This window comes from Amycolatopsis regifaucium (genome assembly GCF_001613935.1).
Lineage (GTDB): Bacteria > Actinomycetota > Actinomycetes > Mycobacteriales > Pseudonocardiaceae > Amycolatopsis > Amycolatopsis regifaucium.
Map to the genome: position 1 here is coordinate 197853 of NZ_LQCI01000009.1, position 17289 is coordinate 215141.

Sequence of the window (17289 nt, forward strand, 5' to 3'; positions counted from 1 at the left end):
GTGGCGACTCGGGCCGCCACCCGAATCGCCACTCACGGCCGGTCGGCTTACGGGTAGCCGACCAGGTTGCTGGGCGTCGTTCCCGGCGGCGTCACCGCGCCGGCGTCGTTGATCACGTGGGTGATGGTCCCCTTGTAGTTCAGCGATACCGTCACCATGTTGTGGAACCGGACGCCGGAACGGTTCGGTACCTCGAACGCGTGATACAGGTTCACCGACGGGTTGTCATTGAAGAAGCAGTAGCTGCCAAGGCCCCACGCCTCGTGCGTGGTCACGTTGTCCCCCACCTTGTAGGCGGCGTACCCGTTGAGCCCGTTCGGGCTCTTCCAGCCCGCCTGATCCGGGACGTCGTAGGGGATCTCGTTCTGGAAGAAGACCGTCCTGCCGTTCTGACCGTTCCAGATCACCTGGTATTTCTGGTAGTGCTCGACGAACAGGCCGGTCGCCAGCACGTTGTCCCCGTTGACCACCAACCCGGTGTCCCCGGTGTTGACCCTCCAGCCGTAGGTGCCCGCGTTGCCGTGATCGGCCCGCCACGCCCAGATGTGGTCGATGATCGTGTCACGGCTGTTGACGATCAGGCTGTTCGTCGCCTTCCCCGCGATCTGACCGCCGATCCGGAAGAACACGTCCTGCAGCGTCGTCGGGTCGGCCGAGTGGTTCGCCGTCGAACCGGCCGGGCCGACCGTGAGCAACGACTGCGAGTTGGTCGTGCCGGCGTCGAACAGCAGGCCCTTGAGCCGGACGCCGTCCACGTCCGCGACCCGCATCGCCTCGACGCCGTTGTCCGGCACCAGCGTCGGGTAGCCGATGCCGAGGACGACCGTCCCGGCCTTGCTCACGTTCAGCGTCTGGTTGAGGTGGTAGACGCCGGGGGTGAAGAACAGGTTGCAACCTTGGGAGAGCGCGTTGTTGATCGACGACGCCGTGTCCCCCGCCTTCACGACGTAGAACCGGCTCATCGGCAGCGAACTGCCCGGGGTGCCGCCGTTGGCCCAGCTGGGCCCGGAAGCGTTGGTGCGCAGCGAAGGCAGGAACACCCGGTACTTGCCGGAGCCGTCGAGGTACAGGTACGGCACGTCGCGTGACACCGGCGTGGTGCCGAGCGTCGTCTCCGGCGGGTTCGGGAACGTGTTCGCCGGGGCACCGTTCGTCCCGGAGAAGACCATGTTCCAGACGCCGCCTTCCCAGCTGCCGTAACTGCTGTCGCGGGTGTACCACTGCTGCTGCGAGATCGACGCGGTCTTACCGGAGACCTTGGTGTCGGCCGTGTAGCCGCCGCTCGCGAAGCCGTAGCTGGCCGGGAAGAGGTTCAGCCCGCCGCGGATGTCCATCCGGCGGAACGGCGCCGCCTGTGCGACGGCCCAGCGGGTCGCACCGCTGCTCGGGACGACGGCGAGGTTCTCCGCCGAGCGCCAGAAGTTCTGCAGCGCCACACCCTTGTCCGACTCGTTGAACGCGTCGACGGTCACGTCGCCGTTGATCACCACGTCGCCCGGGTTCTGCCCCAGACCGGCGACGGAGGTGTAGTAGCCCACGTCGTCGTGAATCCCGCTGTACACACCGGGCTTGAACAGGTGCGCGTACCGCCGTTCGGTGAACTGCGCGGTCAGGGTGTCCTTCTGGGCGTTGAAATCCGCGTCCAACCGGGTCTGGATCGACTGCGCCGACATACCGGGGTCGAAGATCCGCACGTTGGGCCCGAAGTCCGGGACCTCGGATTGGACCGGGCAGGTCGCCTGCGTGGACCCGATGTTGTAGCTCGCGGAGGAGACCGGCGAGTTCGCCGAGCCGGACTTCAGCGCGATCGCGGAAACCGTGGAGGACGCCGAGACGGTGATCGGTCCGGAGTACACAGTGGACGACGCGGTCGGCGTGGATCCGTCCACTGTGTAGCGGATGGTCGCACCGGCGGTCGCGGTCGACAGCGTCACCGTGCGAGCGCTCGGGTAGCTCCCGCCGGGTGGATCGAACGTGGGCGCGGCGACCGTCGTGCCGCTGCCACCGTGGGTGTAGCCGAAGTGCGGGGTGTCGTACTGTGGCCCGTTCTTTTCGTAGGTGAACCAGTAGTCGAGCACCGTACCGGCGCTGAGCGAGCCGACGATGTGCCGCCAGGTTCCGCCGTTGTCGGTCATGCGGACGTTCTGCTGGCCCACTCCGGGCACGCCGGTGTAGTGGATGTCGACGTAGCGCGCGGGCGTCGCCGGGGTGAAGGAGATCTGCGCCTGCGTCGCGTTCACGGACGCCGCGCTCTGGCTGTAGTCCTCGGCCGCGGAGGCGGTGGCGCCGCCGAGACCGGCGGTGATCAGGAGTGCGGAAAGGGCGAGGGCGAGCGGGCCACGTACCCTTTTCCGGCGTTGGGGCTGCACAAGGATCCGATTCACGTCGTGACACCTCCGGCGTTGGAAATCCACGGGCGAAGCAATTCGTTGCGCGCCACAACAAAGTAGCTGGCCGGGCGATCTGCCCAGATCACGCTTCGGTAACAGCGATGGTCCAAATCGCGGACTGCTCCGGACGGACCTATCCGGCGCCGCCGTTCCGCTCGCCACGCACCGCCGTCTGGGTCACCCAGGCCGCGATCTGGGCCCGGGAATCGAAGTCGAGCTTCCGCAAGATGCGCTGGACGTGTCCCTCGGCGGTCCGGCGCGAGATCACCAGCCGATCGGCGATCTCCCGGTTGGACAGGCCCTCGGTGATCAGGACCGCGACCTCGTGCTCCCGTTCGGTGAGGACCGTCTCGACCTCGGCGACGGGACCGCTCTCCGCCTTCTCGACCTCGTCGAGCGCGAAGGCGACAGCCTCTTCCAAGGTGAACTCGCTGCCGTGCTGCGACAGCACCGCGTACCGGCGGTCACCGAGCGCCTCACGCGTCCGCGCTTCGCAATCGCCGTGCGGGGCGCCGAAGTACTTCGAGCCGAACATCGGGTAACCGACGGACTGCCAGATCCTCCGTGCGCAGCCAAGGAGAGTCGCCGCTCGCTCCCAGTGACGGAGCGAGGCCTCGATCCACGCGAGCACCTCGAACGACAGCACCATGCCGAGCAGGTCGTTGAACGTGCGCTTGAGCCGCAGGCAGTTGCGCGCGTAGCCGGCCGCCAGGTCGAACTCGCCCCGGTTCAGCGCCACGAGCGCCAGTACGTAGATCGCGTAGGCGTAGGCCCATTCCTCGCCGTGCGCCGCGCCGATCGCGCGAGCCTCTTCGCACAGCGCCGCGGCCTCCTCCAATTCACCGAGGAAGATCGACGCGATCGCCATCTCGATCCCGGCCAGCATCACATTGCCGTTCAACTCACCAAGCCGCCGATAACGGATCCGGGCGTCTTCGAAGAGGTCCTTCGCATAACCGACGTCATCGCCGACCAGCGCGTTGCACCCCAGGCGGTGGATCGCGTAGGCGAGCGCCGCCTCGTCCCCCGCCCGGCCCGCTTCCGTCCGGCACTCCCCCAGCAACGTCACCGCACGTGCGACGTCACCCTGCAGCGTCGAGACGTATCCGTTGACCCACAGCGCTTTCAAGCGATCTTCGCCGCCGTCGGGGACCGCTTCGAGCGCGCGGTCGAGCCAGTGCCGCCCCTCCCCCAGCACACCGCAACCCGCCCAGTAGAACCACAACGTGGCCGCAAGCTTCAGACCGGTCCTCAACTCGGACGGCGTGGCAAGGCAATACTCGAGCGCGGCGCGCAGATTCGCGTGTTCGAGTTTGGTCCGCACGAAGATCTCCGCCTGCTTCGGCCCGAACCATTCCCGCTCGCACTGCTCCGCCTGCGCCAAATAGTAATCCCGATGACGGCGCAGGACGACGTCCTCGTCACCCATCGAGTGGAGCCTCGACCTGCCGAACTGACGAAGCGGCTCCAGCAGCCGATACCGCGTCCGATCGCCGTCACGTTCGACGAGCAGGACCGACTTGTCCACCAGCCCGGTCAGGTGCCCGAGCACCGATCCGGCGGGCAGCCCATCCCCCGCGCAAACGACTTCGGCCGCGGACAGGCTGAAGCCACCACCGAACACCGACGCCCGCGCCCAGAGGAGCCGCTCGGCCGATCCGCACAGGTCGTGACTCCATTCGACCGCCGCCAGCAAGGTTTGATGCCGAGGCAGCCCGCCGCGTTCTCCCTTGGCCAGCAAGTGAAAACTGTCCTCCAGCCGTGTCGTCAACTCGTCGAGCGACAGCGCCCGGACACGGACCGCGGCAAGTTCGATCGCCAGTGGTATGCCCGCGAGCATCCGGCACATCCTCGCGATCAGATCCTGGTTCTCGTCGGTGACGGCGAAACCCGGCTCGACAGCGGCAGCCCGTTCGGCGAGCAACGCCATCGCCGCGTAGCCATGCCAACCACCCGGGGGAAGCGGGCGCGGCGGATCGGGCAGCGGCAACGGCGCGACCTGCCACAGATGCTCGCCCGGGATCCCGAGCCGTTCCCTGCTGGTGGCGAGGACGCGGAGCCCCGGCGCCGCCCGCAGCAGCCGATCCACCGCGGCGGCGCAGGCTTCGATCAGGTGCTCACAGTTGTCCAGGATCACCAGGATCCGGCGCTCCCGCAGATGATCCGCGAGCACGTCCACCTGGTCGCGACCCGTGTCGTCGCGGACGCCCAGCGCCTCCAGCACGGTGTGAACCAGCAGGGCCGGGTCGGACAGATCCGCGAGTTCGACGAGCCAGGCGCCGTCGGGGAAAGCCCGGCGCAATTCGGTGGCGGTATGGAGGGCCAGCCTCGTCTTGCCCACTCCGCCGACCCCGGTCAGGGTCACCAGCCTGGCTTTGGACAGAAGTCTTTTGACTTCGGCGACGTCGTTCTTCCGGCCCACGAAACTCGTGGTCCCGGCGGGGATGTTGCCCGGCCGGCTTGCCGAGGCCGAGGTGCCCACCCGTGAACCGTACGGACGCGTTCGCCCGGGGGTCAACGAAGACGGGGGCTTGTTCGCTCGGTCAGCCCAATCGGCTGCCGAGGTATCGGTGAGTGGCGCTTGATGGCCTCCGCGCCTCGCCGGAACCGGTCACCGTCTCAAGCGTGGGCGCTTTGCGACCCTCAGGTCTGGTCCTCGCACCAACGGGTAGGCACCTCTAGGATTCCCATCCACCCGCGAGCGGGCGCGGAGGCACCATTCAAGTTTATCGAGAGGTAAGGCGAAGGCGGCTTGTCTCGTATCGCCTGGCTGCACGGGCGAGTCATAGGAGCCACTTGAGGTGCGCCGGTGGAGGTGTGTGGGAATAGAGACGTTGGGTGTCCCTATTACCACACACCGATCCCGTTCGGTCACCTCGACCGTGATCTGGTCCCGGCGACCTAAGACTGTGCGGATACTGCTTTATCTAATGCAATCGAAGCAACACGGTCACGCGGCGCCCGCCCCTCGATGATCCGAAGCGCCACTCACGACCCCTGAGCATCCGCTGGCGGTCTGTGGGCATGCCAAGGGACCCGTCGCCAGCCGACCACTTTTCAAGTACCACCGCAATTAGTCGACTAAATGCGGTGACCGAAATCCCCGGGCGTTCAGCTGTCCGGCACCACGTACAACGTCGACGCGTCGCCCCCGTGCATGGCGACGAGGCTGGTCCGGCAGGCGAAGAGCACTTCGCGGTTCGCGACCGTGTCCGGCGGGACACCACAGCCGTCGCAATAGAGTTCGACCGATCCCGGGAAGCTCTCGTCGACCTCGACGTCGATCGTGCGGTCGCAGCGGCGGCACCAGCGGTGGCCGGTGACCACGAGTACGTGCAACGGATCGGAGATGCACTGGTGCACCCAGCATCGGTGTACGTAACAGGTGGTGCGCACGTGCGCGCTCAGCCCGTGTTCCTCCGCCACGTCTTCGGCGGCGAGGATGGCCGCCAGCCGACGGTCGGCGAGCTCACCGTACCGATCCAGACGGCCGCCCACCCGGGGAGTCGCACTCGCATCCTCTCGGGAAACCAGCCGGAGACGGGCTCGCGAAGGCGGTGAAGCACCTAGCACCATGTGGGTCTCGACCTTTCGGCATCCACTGGAAGTCATATCAGGTTGCACCTGTTTCCGCCTGGATGACACCCGTACAACTACCTGTCTTCATACCTCAGCGCACGTTGATGGAGAGGGCGCAAAGCTCGCGGCGACACTCGGCCCGGGTTACGCTTTGAGACCACGAATGTCGCGCTGGGGTTACGTCAGGGGTTAATGACCATGACAGATCCTGAAGCCACCGCTCGCCGCCACCTCGCTCCGGACCAGGTGGGGAAACATGATGTCGAAGCGCTGGAAACACAGACGAAGGCGCTCCGTGCCGTCGACTACCAATGCGGGGGCGGGATGTGCCGCGACGCCGTCGTGGTGCGGATCCATCGTGGACATCGGATGCTCGCGATGTCGATCTCCGAACCGGTGCGGGCCAGGCTTTTCTCGGCCGTCGCGGATCTGCACAACCTCGCCGGATGGACCTGTTTCGACAGCGGTCAAGTCGGCGCCGCGCACCACCATCTCGACGTCGCGCTGGAGCTCGCCGCCGACGCCGGAGACGCCGAATTGGCCGCGAACATCCATTACCGGCGAGGCCGGATCCATCTCCATTACGGGGCGACGGACGAAGCCCTCACCCAGTTCGAGCTGGGCAGGCTCGCCGCACGACGTGCCGGTTCCAAGCTCGCCGCGAGCATCCTGAGCGCGAACCAAGGCTGGGCGTACGCCAAGAAGGGCGACGCGAACCTCGCCGTCGGGTTGATGGAGCGAGCGGGCGAGGAATTCGCCGAAAAGGACGACAGGGAACCACCCGACTGGGCGAGGTTCTTCACCGAAATCGACGTATCCGCGATGGCGGGCTCGGTCCATACCGATCTGGCCTTGCGCAAGGGCGGCCGTCATATCGGAATGGCCATCTCCGCACTCGCCGACGCCGTCCGCGGCTACGGTCCGGAAATGGCACGCAGCCGGTCACTGTGCCTCAGTATGCTGGCCACGGACCACGTTCTCGGCGGGGACGGCGACGAGGCGCTGTCCGTCGGCATCCAGGCGATCGAAAGCGCCGAGACGCTGAAATCGGTGCGCACCAGAGATCGGCTGCGCCCGCTCGAACAGGAGGCGGCCAAACACCCCGACGACGCCGATTGCCGGGCCTTGTCCGAAGCGGTGACTCTCTTCGTCACCGGCCGGGACCAGACCTGAGAACAGTTCGTTTGTACGGACCTTGTATTCACGCTGATCATGCTGCCCGGACAAACTTCGGTTAGTTCAGGAGGCAGGAATTGTTGACCAAGGTAGCCGTGCTCGCGACAGCGGCCGCGTTCTCCTTCGGCGTGGCCGCCCCGGCCAGCGCCGAAGTGACCGCGGATCTGTTGCCCGCGGCCAACATGGAAGCGGTGCTCAAGGCCGCCCAGATCGACCCGCGCCGGGCGGACAGCGCCTTGACGCCGGGTGCCAAGGACAGCGTGCTGCTCGTCGAGCAGGCGCTGTCGGCCAAGGGACTGCTCGACCAGCAGTACGTCGACGGCCACTTCGGCACGTCGACGATCACCGCGTACTCCAGCTACCAGAAGTCGCTGGGCTACACCGGTCTCGACGCCTCCGGCCTGCCGGGCAAAACCTCGCTCGAGAAGCTGGGCGAAGGCCGGTACACCGTCACCGCGGTGGTTTCGGCGGGTAGCCGCCTGACCTACCACGGCAAGACGATGAACACCCGCACCAAGGAGATGCTGGTGAAAGCCGAGGGTCTGCTCGGCAGGCAGCTCACCATCACGCAGGGCTCGTACAACCCCGGGGGCGTCGGCGCTTCGGCCGGTACGCACGACGGTGGCGGCGCGCTCGACATCGGCGTCGAGGGGATGTCCTCGGCCACGCGGACCGACGTCGCGCGGAAGCTGCGTCAGGTCGGCTTCGCGGCGTGGGTCCGGACACCGGACCAGGGCTTCGCCTACCACATCCACGCCATCGCGCTGTCCGATCCGGACCTGTCGTCCGGCGCGCAGCACCAGGCCGGTGACTACTACCTCGGCTACAACGGCCTCGCCGGCCGAGGTTCCGACGACGGCCCCGCCGTCACGCCGAAGCTCACCTGGGAGGAGTACCAGCGCGCGTGAGCTGGTTCCCGAAGGCCACCTTTCCCCGAAGTCGATCAACGGTGAAAGGTGGCCTTCGGGCTGTCCGACAACCCCCGGGTAGGCTTCGGCGCGACGGCAAAACCAGCGGGAAGGGAACATCGCGTGGAGGCTCAACCGGTCGGTCAGTGGCTCGACGAGCTGGCTTCGAAGGCCTCGACACCCGGCGGCGGCGCGGGGGCCGCGATGAACGCCGCGGTGGGTGCCGCCCTGGTCTCCATGGTGTGCAACCTGACCATCGGCAAGCCGAAATACGCCCAGTTCGAGCAGAGCATGACCGAGGCTCTCGGCAAGGCCGAAGACCTCCGCGGCCGCGCGCTCGGCCTCGCCGCCGACGACGCCGCCGCGTTCGACGCGGTCGTCTCCGCGTACAAGCTCCCGAAGGCCACCGACGAGGAGAAGCAGGCCCGCAGCGCAGCGATCCAGGCCGCCCTGGTCGGCGCGGCCGACGTCCCCCTGCGGACGGCCGCGCTCGCCGCCGAGGTCATCGACCTCGCCGCCTCCATCCTCGAAGGCGCCAACACCAACGTCATCTCCGACATCGCGGTCGCGGCCTCCTCCGCCAAGTCCGCGCTCGAGTCGGCCGTGGTCAACGTCGAGGTCAACCTCGCGTCGATGTCCGACGAGCAGCTGCGCAAGGAGACCGAGGCCCGCCTCGGCGAGTACACCTCCGCCGCCGGGCGCGCCGACGCGCTCGTCGCCGAGGTCCGCGAGAGGATCGCCCGATGACGCTGATCGACGGGCGCGCGATCGCCGCCGCCATCACCGCCGAGGTCACCGAGACCGCCGCCAAGCTGCGCGAGTCGGGCACCGCGCCGACGCTGGCCGTGCTCGTGCCGACCGACGACGACGCCACCGCCTGGTACGTGCGCTCGATCGAACGTGCCGCGAAGAAGGTCGGCGTGGACTGCCGCGTGGTCCAGCTGGAGAAGCCGACCGGCGAGGACGTCACCCGCGAACTCGACGAACTGTCCGCGGACCCGTCGGTGCACGGCATCATCTGCCAGACCCCGTTGCCGGAAGGTGTCACGCTCGACGACGTGGGCGCGCATATCGACCCGCGCAAGGACGTGGACGGCGCCAACCCGGTCAGCCTCGGCCGCCTCACCGCCGGCCTGCCGACCTACGCCCCCGCCACCGCCGCCGCGGTGCTGGAGATCCTGAAGCGCGAGCAGGTCGCCCTGTCCGGCGCCCAGGTCGCCGTCGTGGGCCGCTCGACCGTGGTCGGCAAGCCCGCCGCGCTGCTGCTGCTCGGCGAGAACGCGACGGTGACCGTCTGCCACTCGCGTACCAAGGACCTCGCCGCGGTCACCAAGACCGCGGACGTCCTCGTCGTCGCGGTCGGCCGCGCGCACTTCATCGGCGCGGACCACGTCAAGCCCGGCGCCGTGGTGATCGACGTCGGCACCAACCCGACGCCCGAAGGCGGACTCGTCGGCGATGTCGACCAGGCCGCGGTCGAGGAGCTCGCGGGCTCGATCACGCCGGTCCCCGGCGGCGTCGGACCGGTCACGACCTCGCTGCTGCTGCGGCACACCGTCACCGCCGCACAGTCCTGATCCACCGAGAGGCGGCGAGTCCCCCACCCGGGGCTCGCCGCCTTTTTCATGTCCCGGAGCCGACGACGGCCGTCACCGTCTTCCGCACCGCGTCCGGCTCGGGCGCGGCACCCGTACGGTCGGCGAACAGCAGGTGGGTGGCGCCGATCAGGGTGGCCGCGAGCGTGTCGACGTCGGCGTCCGCGGCCAGCCTGCCCAGCCCGCGTTCCGTTTCGAGGTAGGCGGCGATCATCACCGCCGCCTGCGTCAGCACCGGCACCCCGGCCGGCCATTCGCGGCGCAACCGCGCACGCAGCTCGTCCCGGAAGATCACCAGCGGGACGATCGCCACCGCGACCGATTCGAACACGGCTGTCAGCGCTTCGGTCAGGTTCTCGACGACGGTGCCGGTCCCGGCGATGTCCTTCAGCGCGATCGTCTTCTCGTCGAGCTTTTCCACCCTGTCCAGCACGAACTCGGCGAGGAACGCGTCGAAGTCGTCGAAATGCCGGTGCAGCACGCCTTTGGCGCAGTCCGCCTCCGTGGTCACCGCGCGGCTGGTGAGCCCGCTCGGCCCGTCACGGAGAAGGACCCGCTCGGCGGCGTCGAACAGTTGCGCGCGCACGGCGCGGAGGGCTACTCCGGTCGGCATACGGCTCCCTTGCGTTGACGAGTGGGCAACTGCCCACTTATGGTGGGCGCATGCCCACTCTACCGTCGGAACGCCAGCCTCACCGCCATCGACAGGCCGCCGAATCCTTCGGCGTCGATGTCGAACGCTACGACCGGACCCGGCCCGCCTATCCCCCGGAACTCATCGACCACCTCGTCGCGGCGGCCCCGGGCCGCGAAACCCTCGACATCGGTATCGGCACCGGGATCGACGCACGTCAGTTCCAGGCCGCCGGCTGCCGGGTGCTGGGCGTCGAACCGGATCCGCGCATGGCCGAGTTCGCGCGACTGAGCGGGATCGACGTCGAAGTGGGCACCTTCGAGGCTTGGGAGCCTGCAGGACGTCGCTTCGACCTGCTCGTCTCGGGGCAGGCCTGGCATTGGGTGGATCCGGTCGCGGGCGCGGTGAAGGCCGCGGAAGTCCTGCGGCCCGGTGGCCTTTGGGCCGTGTTCTGGCACGTTCCCGAACCGCCGTCGCAGGTCGGGGACGCCTTGATGGACGCGTACCGGCGGCACGTCCCCGACGCTCCCGACGCGCTCAAGAACGTACCGAAACAGTCGTCCGAGGTGTACGGGCGGCTCATCACCAAGATCACCGACGGCCTGCGCGAGGCGGGCGCGTTCGGCGAGCCGGAGCAACGGCGGTACGACTGGGAAAAGGAGTACACCCGGGACGAATGGCTGGACCAACTTCCGACCTTCGGCTCACTCACCTGGGTCGAACCCGCGCCGCGGAACGAGATCCTCGCGGAGGTCGGTGCGGTGATCGACGGGATGGGCGGCCGGTTCACCACGCGCTACACCACGATGGCGATCATCGCCGTACGGACGTGACCGCCGGTGGCGGGAGCCGCGCCGCTCCCGCCACCGGCGTCGATCAGGGAGTGACCGGGATGTTGGTCAGGCCGGTCACCGCCCTCGACACGGTGTTGGACGCGTAGACGACGTTGGGCCGTTCCGGGCATTTCGACGTCGACGTGATCTTGATGGCGTACTGGCCGATGCCGCCGAGATCGGACTTGTTACCCCGCCACACGTTCCCGCAACCGTTCGGGAACGACGGAGTGGTCGCGGGGTTGTGCGTCTCGTAGCCGTTCGCGAACGTCCCCGGCGAAGCGAACGTGCCGGTGTTGTCCTCGATGACGTAACCGGTTCCCTTGACGTCGATCCACGAATCGGCCGAGTTCTGTCCGGAGATCCCTTGTCCGTCGAAGGTGTTGCCCCGGATGACGCCGTCGGCGGTCCCTTCCTTGACGTCGATGGATTCCGCGGCGACGTACGGTCCGATGTGGTTGTTCAGCACCTGGATCCGGTCGCCGCGGTCGACCCCGCCGGAGTTCCCGTGGCATGCCCAGTTCGAGTTCGCCGAACCGAGGTAGACGCCCTCACCGTAACCGGGCTGCGCGAGACCGGTGTGGCTGATCATCGAGTCGCGGAGGACGCTGTCGGCCGAGGAACGGCGGAAGTGGACGCCTTCCTCGTCGATCCGGTGCACCCGGACGCCGTCGATCACCGTGTGGTGGGAGTTGTCGGCGACGATGCCCTTCTTCGACTCCTGCACGGTGAAGCCCTTGAGGTGCCAATAAGGTGCCCCGTACAGCCAGAACCCGTATCCGGAGTCCCAGCCCGCCGTCGGCACCGGACATGAGGGCGCCTCCCCCGACGGGCCGTCGTTGATCAGGACGGCCGTGGCGGGTCCGGTCATCGTGATGGGCGCGCCCGCCGTTCCCTGCCTCATGGCCACGAAGGAACCGCGGTAGGTCCCGGCGGCCAGCCGGATGGTCTGTCCGGGGCTCGCGGCCGCCAGCGCCGCCTGGAGTTCCACCGCGGTCGCGACATCGACGACGTCTCCCGCCGGGACGCTGGTCGTCGTGGTGGGCGGTTCGCTCGTCGTGCTCGTGCTGGTCGGCGCTGTGGTCGTGCCGGGCGTCGAGGTCGGCGCGCCTCCCCCGCACGGGCTGCCGTTGACCGTGCAGCCGGTCGGCAGGCCGAGGCCACTGGTGGTGAAGCCGAAGTTCGCCGTACCGCCCGGTTTGATCGTGGCGTTGAAGTCGGCGTTGGTGACCTTGTAGTGCCGTCCGCTCCTGGTGAGCACCGAACTCCACGAGGAGGTGACGGTCGTCCCGGCCGGCAGGTCGAACTCGACCGTCCACTGTGTACTGGGTGCGTCACCGGAGTTGGTCAGCGTGTACTTGCCGCCGTAACCGCTGTCCCAGACCGAACTCTGGGTGAACGTGGCGGACAGACTGGGCGCGGCCGCCTCCGCAGTGACGACGGCGCCGAACAGACCGGCCGCCGACACCGTGGCCGCGAGCGCGGCGAGCAGTCGTTTCCTCGTCATTCGGTGCCTCCGCATTTCGTTCCGGCGATCGTGCACGCGACCGGGAGCCCCTGGCCTGCGGCGTTGAACCCGAACGTCGCCGTGCCGCCGGGTTTGACGTTGCCGTTGTGGGCAGCGTTCCCGAACCGGTAGTGCTGACCGGACTTGGTCAGCACCGAACTCCACGAACTGCTCACGGTGGTCCCGGCGGGCAGGTCGAATTCGACCGTCCAGGAGCCCACCGCCGCCGGACAGCCGTTGCTGATGGTGAAGCCGCCGCCGTAACCGCTGTCCCACACCGATTTACGGGCGAACGCCGCCGTCAGGCACGCGCCGGGGCCGGGCGTGGTGCTGGTCGTCGGCGTGCTGGTCGATGTGGTCGTGGTGGAGGTCGGCGTGGAGGTCTGGCCCGTCGACGACGACTGTGGTGTCCCGTCGACGGACTTCAGGAACAGCGACGTGGCGGCGTCGGTCTTGGTCGCGTCGACTCCGTGCCCGCCGGTGTAGTCCCGCTGCTCGTTCTTCGCCCAGTCCGCGATCGGGGTACCGCCGACGTCGAGGTGCTTGTACGCGGTGCCGTCCCAGCCGAAGACGTAGACACGATGCCGGTCGCCGTAGAAGTCGTTATACGGGCCGCCGTCCGCGAGTTGTTTGGTCATGGCGTTGTTGAAGAAGACGTTGCGGTAGCCGGAACCGCCCGACCATTTGACGGCCTTCTTGCCGGCACCCCACCAGATCGGGAACCAGTTCGAGTCGTCGGGCCCGCCGCCGCCCTCCTCACCGCAGTTGGCCCGGCAGTTGCCTGAGCGGTGCGCGTAGGGGACCTTGACGGTGTTGAGTTCGAAGAGGTTGTTGCGTTCCCAGCCGCCGTGCAGGTTCAGGTCGGAGTCGAACGAGTTGCCGATCACGACGTTGCCCGAGGCGGACCACTGGAAGGTGAAGTGCCGCAACAGGGTCGAGGTGTTTCCGGCATAGAGCGAGTCCCACACCCGCGAACCGCGGAAGTACCCGTTTCCGCCCTTGCCTTTGTTCCAGGAGCCGTTGAGTTCGTTGTCGACGATCTGGAGGTTCTTCGCCTCCTCGGTGACGATCGGATGCGAACCGGTCAGGTCGGCGCGGATTCCCCGCACCCAGGAGTTCGCCGCCCACTTGAACACGATCCCGTGCATCTCCGCCGCGGGCGCCATGTTCCCGTAGTTGTTGTTCGCCTCCGCGGGGTTCAGGCCCGGCATGTCCTGCGTGAACCCGAGGTTCTCGAAGCCGACGCCGAGCACCGGGTCGACCAGCGGAGCCGCCTTCGAGTCGTACGTGGCGCCGTCGATCGGGACCGAACCGTCCGAAGTGGAGTTCACCGGCACGTCGTACTCGAGCGGTTTGTCGAGAGTGATGGTGCGCGCGGTGGTGTCGAGCGCCGTGATCGTGAAGATCTGCTGGCGCATGTGCATGTTCAGCAGGGGGAACGTGGTCGGCGTCGCCTGCTGTTGTTCGTAGAACTTCCGCGAGTTGGCCGCCCGGATGTTGACCAGGTTCCCGGCGGCGAGCGAGGTCAAGGCACCACTGCTCGCCAAGTGGACGACCCGGTCCCCCATCCGTGCGGCGAACGCGGTGTCACCGGCCTTGCCGCGCAGCTTCACCCCGGCCTTCCAATGGACGTTGACCGTGCCCTCGAAGATGTCCTTGCGGTCGGCGGGTGCCGAGGCGTAGTCACTCGCGTAGGCCGTGTGCACGCCCCTGGACTGGACACGGAACAGCCCGCGGCCGGGCCACAGCCAGCCGCCCTTGCCCGCGCCCGAGGTCATCCCGTCCTCGTCCCAGTCCGAACCGTCCGGGGTGAGGGTGTCGTACAGCGTGTTCGCGTCGGGCCGGTACACGAACTTCGTCGCGTCCTTGCCCGCCCCGCGCAGGATCAGGTAGTCGGCGTCGACGTGGATCTCGTGCGTCACGTCGAACCGCCCGGCGGGGAAGGTGATCGTGCTCAGCTTGGTGTAGCTCCCGGACGGCGAGCACGCGCTCTTGATCCCGTCGATCGCCGCCTGGATGCCGTTCGTGTCATCGGCGCCGTCGTTGGGCTTCACGTTGTACTGGCTCGCCAGCTCCGCCGCGGTGACCTGGCAGGTGGCGTTCGGATTCACCTCGGCGGAGCCGGGCAGCGCGGCGCCGCCCCGGTATCCCGCTTTGGACCAGTCGTAGAGCCCCGCGACCGGTGCGCGGCGATTGGCCGCGCCGACGTCGAGACCGGTCAGCGCACCGGGGCCGGGTGCCGCGTCGGCCACCTCGGGCGGAACCTGCAGGAGTGCGGCGGTGGCGACCACGGCGGCGACCGCCGGTAGAACGGCACGGCGAAGACGACTTTTTCGGGACACCCGAAACCTCCGTGACGGACTGACGGAAGGTGTTGCGGCGTGTACACCCGGACCTCGCCTTTATAGTTCACGTCCCTGTCGCCCGTCAACGGATGTGAACATCATCCACGTATGTGAACAGTGCTGGCAGGACCCTCAGCCCTCGCCCGACCGGAAGCGGTCGAGCACCCGGCGCTCCCGTTTCGTCGGACGGCCCGCACCTCGCTCTCGCCGCGCCACGGGCACGGCGGACTCGGGTGGCGGCGAAGGCGTCCGATCGATGAAGCAGGTCGCCGCGTCGGCGGCACCGACGCGTTTCTGGATCACGCGCGTCACTTCCAAGATCCGCGTGGTGTCGTTGACCCGGGCGCGCACCTCGTCACCCGCGACGACCGTGGTGGCGGGCTTGGCGGGTTTGCCGTTCACGCGGACATGGCCGCCACGGCACGCGGCGGCGGCGTCCGGACGCGTCTTGGTCAGCCGGACGGCCCACAGCCAGCGATCAACTCGAGTGGACTCCACAGCCGTACATAGTGGCCCATCCGCCGCCGCGATGCCCGCCCGCCCGGCCCTGGCAGGCGAAAAGAACCCGAACCATTATTGCCACCCGACTGAGCCAAAGGTATAACTTGTTCTAAATACCTCAACGGTGAGGAAGATCACGTGAGCGACGAATCCATGTGGAGTAGCGCTTCTGGCCAGTTATCCCGCCGCGTATTCATTACAGGAACTGGTTCTATCGTGGGGGCCGCGGCCTTCAGCGGGACCGCTTTCGCCTCTTCCTGGAACAGACCGGCGACGCAAAGCTCGATCACCGACGCCGCGCACATCCCGGCACTCGTCATCGGTTCCGGATACGGCGGCTGCGTCGCCGCGCTCCGGCTCGCCGAAGCGGGCGTCGACGTCCATCTCGTCGAACTCGGCAAGGCGTGGGACACCCCGGGCACGGACGGCAAGATCTTCGCCAACACCACCACCCCGGACTACCGCTCCTTCTGGCTGCGGACGAGGACCAAGCAGCCGTTGAGCAACTTCCTCGGTTTCCCGCTGGACAAGGACGTCCCGCGCCACACCGGGATCCTCGACGCCGAGGAGTTCAGCGGCATCACCGTCTATCAGGGCCGCGGCGTCGGCGGCGGCTCACTGGTCAACGGCGGGATGGCCGTCACTCCGAAACGGGAGAACTTCGGCTCGGTCCTGCCGACGGTGAACGCCGACGAGATGTACGGCGTCTACTACCCACGCGCCAACGCGGGCCTCGGCGTCGCCACGATCGACCAGAACTGGTTCGAGACCGCCGAGTGCTACCAGTACGCGCGAGTCGGGCGGAAGCACGCCCAGCGCTCGGGTTTCCCCTTCCTGTTCGTCCCGGACGTGTACGACTGGGACTACATGAAGAAGGAGCAGGCGGGCACGGTGCCGAGATCCGCGCTGGCCGGGGAGATCCTCTACGGCAACAACGCGGGCAAGAAATCGTTGCGGCAGACCTATCTTCCGCGGATCAAGGCGACCGGCCGGGTGACGATCTCCTCGCTGCACCGCGTCACCTCGGTATCCCCCGCGGCCGGCGGCGGATACACCGTGGTGATGGAACAACTCGACACCACCGGCGCGGTGACCGCGACGAAATCCGTGACAGCGGGCAAGGTCTTCTTCGCCGCGGGCAGTGTCGGCACGAGCAAGCTGCTGGTCAGGCTCAAGGCGACCGGCGCGCTGCCGAACCTCAGCCCCGAGGTCGGGAAGGGCTGGGGTGACAACGGGAACGTCATGTGCGGCCGGGCCAACCACATGTGGGACGCCACGGGCGCGCTGCAGTCGTCGATCCCGACCGCGGGCATCGACAACTGGGCGGCGGGCGGGGCGTTCGCCGAGGTCGCGCCGCTGCCGACCGGTATCGAGACCTACGCGTCGTTCTACCTGTCCATCACCAAGAACCCCCACCGGGCGACGTTCTCCTGGAACGCGGGCGCGAACAAGGTCGACCTCGACTGGCAGACCGCTTGGAAACAGCCCTCGATCTCCATGGCCAAGACGATCTTCGACAAGATCAATTCCAAGGAGGGGACGATCTACCGGACCGATCTGTTCGGCACGTACAAGATCTGGGGCGATCACCTCACCTATCACCCGCTCGGCGGCGCGGTGCTGGGCAGGGCGACCGACAATTACGGCAGGCTGCACGGGTATCCGGGGCTTTACGTGATCGACGGCGCGCTGATTCCAGGTAATACCACCGTCAACCCGTTCGTCACCATTACCGCACTGGCGGAACGGAACATCGAAAAGATCGTCGCCACCGACTTGTGACGACGATCGAACAAGATTTCCGAGAATGAGCCGGGGCCG

Annotated in this window: 13 protein-coding genes; 6 read left to right on the plus strand and 7 right to left on the minus strand. The window is 67.7% G+C overall.

Annotated features, from left to right (window positions below; all coding sequences use genetic code 11):
- Window positions 1–47 precede the first annotated feature (47 nt).
- The 3 genes from AVL48_RS10825 to AVL48_RS10835 all read right to left on the minus strand — a co-directional run bounded on the left by AVL48_RS10825 (window position 48) and on the right by AVL48_RS10835 (window position 5888).
- Window positions 48–2384: a chitobiase/beta-hexosaminidase C-terminal domain-containing protein gene (locus AVL48_RS10825; protein ID WP_061982615.1), complete on the minus strand. Its 2337-nt coding sequence runs from the start codon at window positions 2382–2384 to the stop codon at window positions 48–50.
- Between the two features lie 139 nt (window positions 2385–2523).
- Complete coding sequence (locus tag AVL48_RS10830; RefSeq protein WP_061982614.1) at window positions 2524–4872, minus strand: ATP-binding protein; 2349 nt, start codon at window positions 4870–4872, stop codon at window positions 2524–2526.
- A gap of 629 nt (window positions 4873–5501) precedes the next feature.
- Window positions 5502–5888, minus strand: coding sequence for a hypothetical protein (locus tag AVL48_RS10835; RefSeq protein WP_244162558.1), 387 nt, complete (start codon window positions 5886–5888; stop codon window positions 5502–5504).
- Window positions 5889–6167: 279 nt separating this feature from the next.
- Here AVL48_RS10835 and AVL48_RS10840 point away from each other — a divergent pair, with 279 nt between their 5' ends.
- The 4 genes from AVL48_RS10840 (at window position 6168) to AVL48_RS10855 (ending at window position 9630) form a co-directional block, all read left to right on the plus strand.
- On the plus strand, window positions 6168–7142 hold the full coding sequence (locus AVL48_RS10840; RefSeq protein ID WP_143104805.1) for a tetratricopeptide repeat protein: 975 nt from the start codon (window positions 6168–6170) through the stop codon (window positions 7140–7142).
- Window positions 7143–7222: 80 nt separating this feature from the next.
- Complete coding sequence (locus AVL48_RS10845) at window positions 7223–8053, plus strand: peptidoglycan-binding domain-containing protein (protein ID WP_061982611.1); 831 nt, start codon at window positions 7223–7225, stop codon at window positions 8051–8053.
- A 123-nt stretch (window positions 8054–8176) separates the two neighbouring features.
- Window positions 8177–8800 carry a cyclodeaminase/cyclohydrolase family protein gene (locus AVL48_RS10850; RefSeq protein WP_061982610.1) on the plus strand — a complete coding sequence of 208 codons (624 nt, stop codon included), beginning with the start codon at window positions 8177–8179 and terminating at the stop codon, window positions 8798–8800.
- Window positions 8797–9630, plus strand: coding sequence for a bifunctional 5,10-methylenetetrahydrofolate dehydrogenase/5,10-methenyltetrahydrofolate cyclohydrolase (locus tag AVL48_RS10855; RefSeq protein ID WP_061982609.1), 834 nt, complete (start codon window positions 8797–8799; stop codon window positions 9628–9630). The genes AVL48_RS10850 and AVL48_RS10855 overlap by 4 nt, the downstream gene beginning before the upstream one ends.
- A 46-nt stretch (window positions 9631–9676) precedes the next feature.
- On the opposite strand, the gene AVL48_RS10860 is transcribed toward AVL48_RS10855, so the two are convergent.
- Window positions 9677–10261, minus strand: a complete 585-nt coding sequence (locus AVL48_RS10860) for a TetR/AcrR family transcriptional regulator (protein WP_061982608.1) — start codon at window positions 10259–10261, stop codon at window positions 9677–9679.
- 50 nt (window positions 10262–10311) lie between these two features.
- Between AVL48_RS10860 and AVL48_RS10865 the strand changes: the two genes are divergently transcribed.
- Window positions 10312–11115, plus strand: a complete 804-nt coding sequence (locus AVL48_RS10865) for a class I SAM-dependent methyltransferase (protein WP_074038251.1) — start codon at window positions 10312–10314, stop codon at window positions 11113–11115.
- Window positions 11116–11158: 43 nt separating this feature from the next.
- Here the strand turns inward: AVL48_RS10865 and AVL48_RS10870 are convergent, their stop codons facing one another.
- From AVL48_RS10870 to AVL48_RS10880, 3 genes are all read right to left on the minus strand, one after another.
- Window positions 11159–12622, minus strand: coding sequence for a cellulose binding domain-containing protein (locus tag AVL48_RS10870; RefSeq protein WP_082857610.1), 1464 nt, complete (start codon window positions 12620–12622; stop codon window positions 11159–11161).
- On the minus strand, window positions 12619–14964 hold the full coding sequence (locus AVL48_RS10875; protein ID WP_244162559.1) for a cellulose binding domain-containing protein: 2346 nt from the start codon (window positions 14962–14964) through the stop codon (window positions 12619–12621). The genes AVL48_RS10870 and AVL48_RS10875 overlap by 4 nt, the downstream gene beginning before the upstream one ends.
- Before the next feature lie 135 nt (window positions 14965–15099).
- A complete protein-coding gene (locus AVL48_RS10880) occupies window positions 15100–15465 on the minus strand; it encodes an RNA-binding S4 domain-containing protein (protein ID WP_061982605.1) in 366 nt (121 codons plus the stop codon).
- A 219-nt stretch (window positions 15466–15684) separates the two neighbouring features.
- On the opposite strand from AVL48_RS10880, the gene AVL48_RS10885 reads away from it, so the two are divergent.
- Window positions 15685–17250, plus strand: coding sequence for a GMC oxidoreductase (locus AVL48_RS10885; protein ID WP_061982604.1), 1566 nt, complete (start codon window positions 15685–15687; stop codon window positions 17248–17250).
- Window positions 17251–17289: the final 39 nt, after the last annotated feature.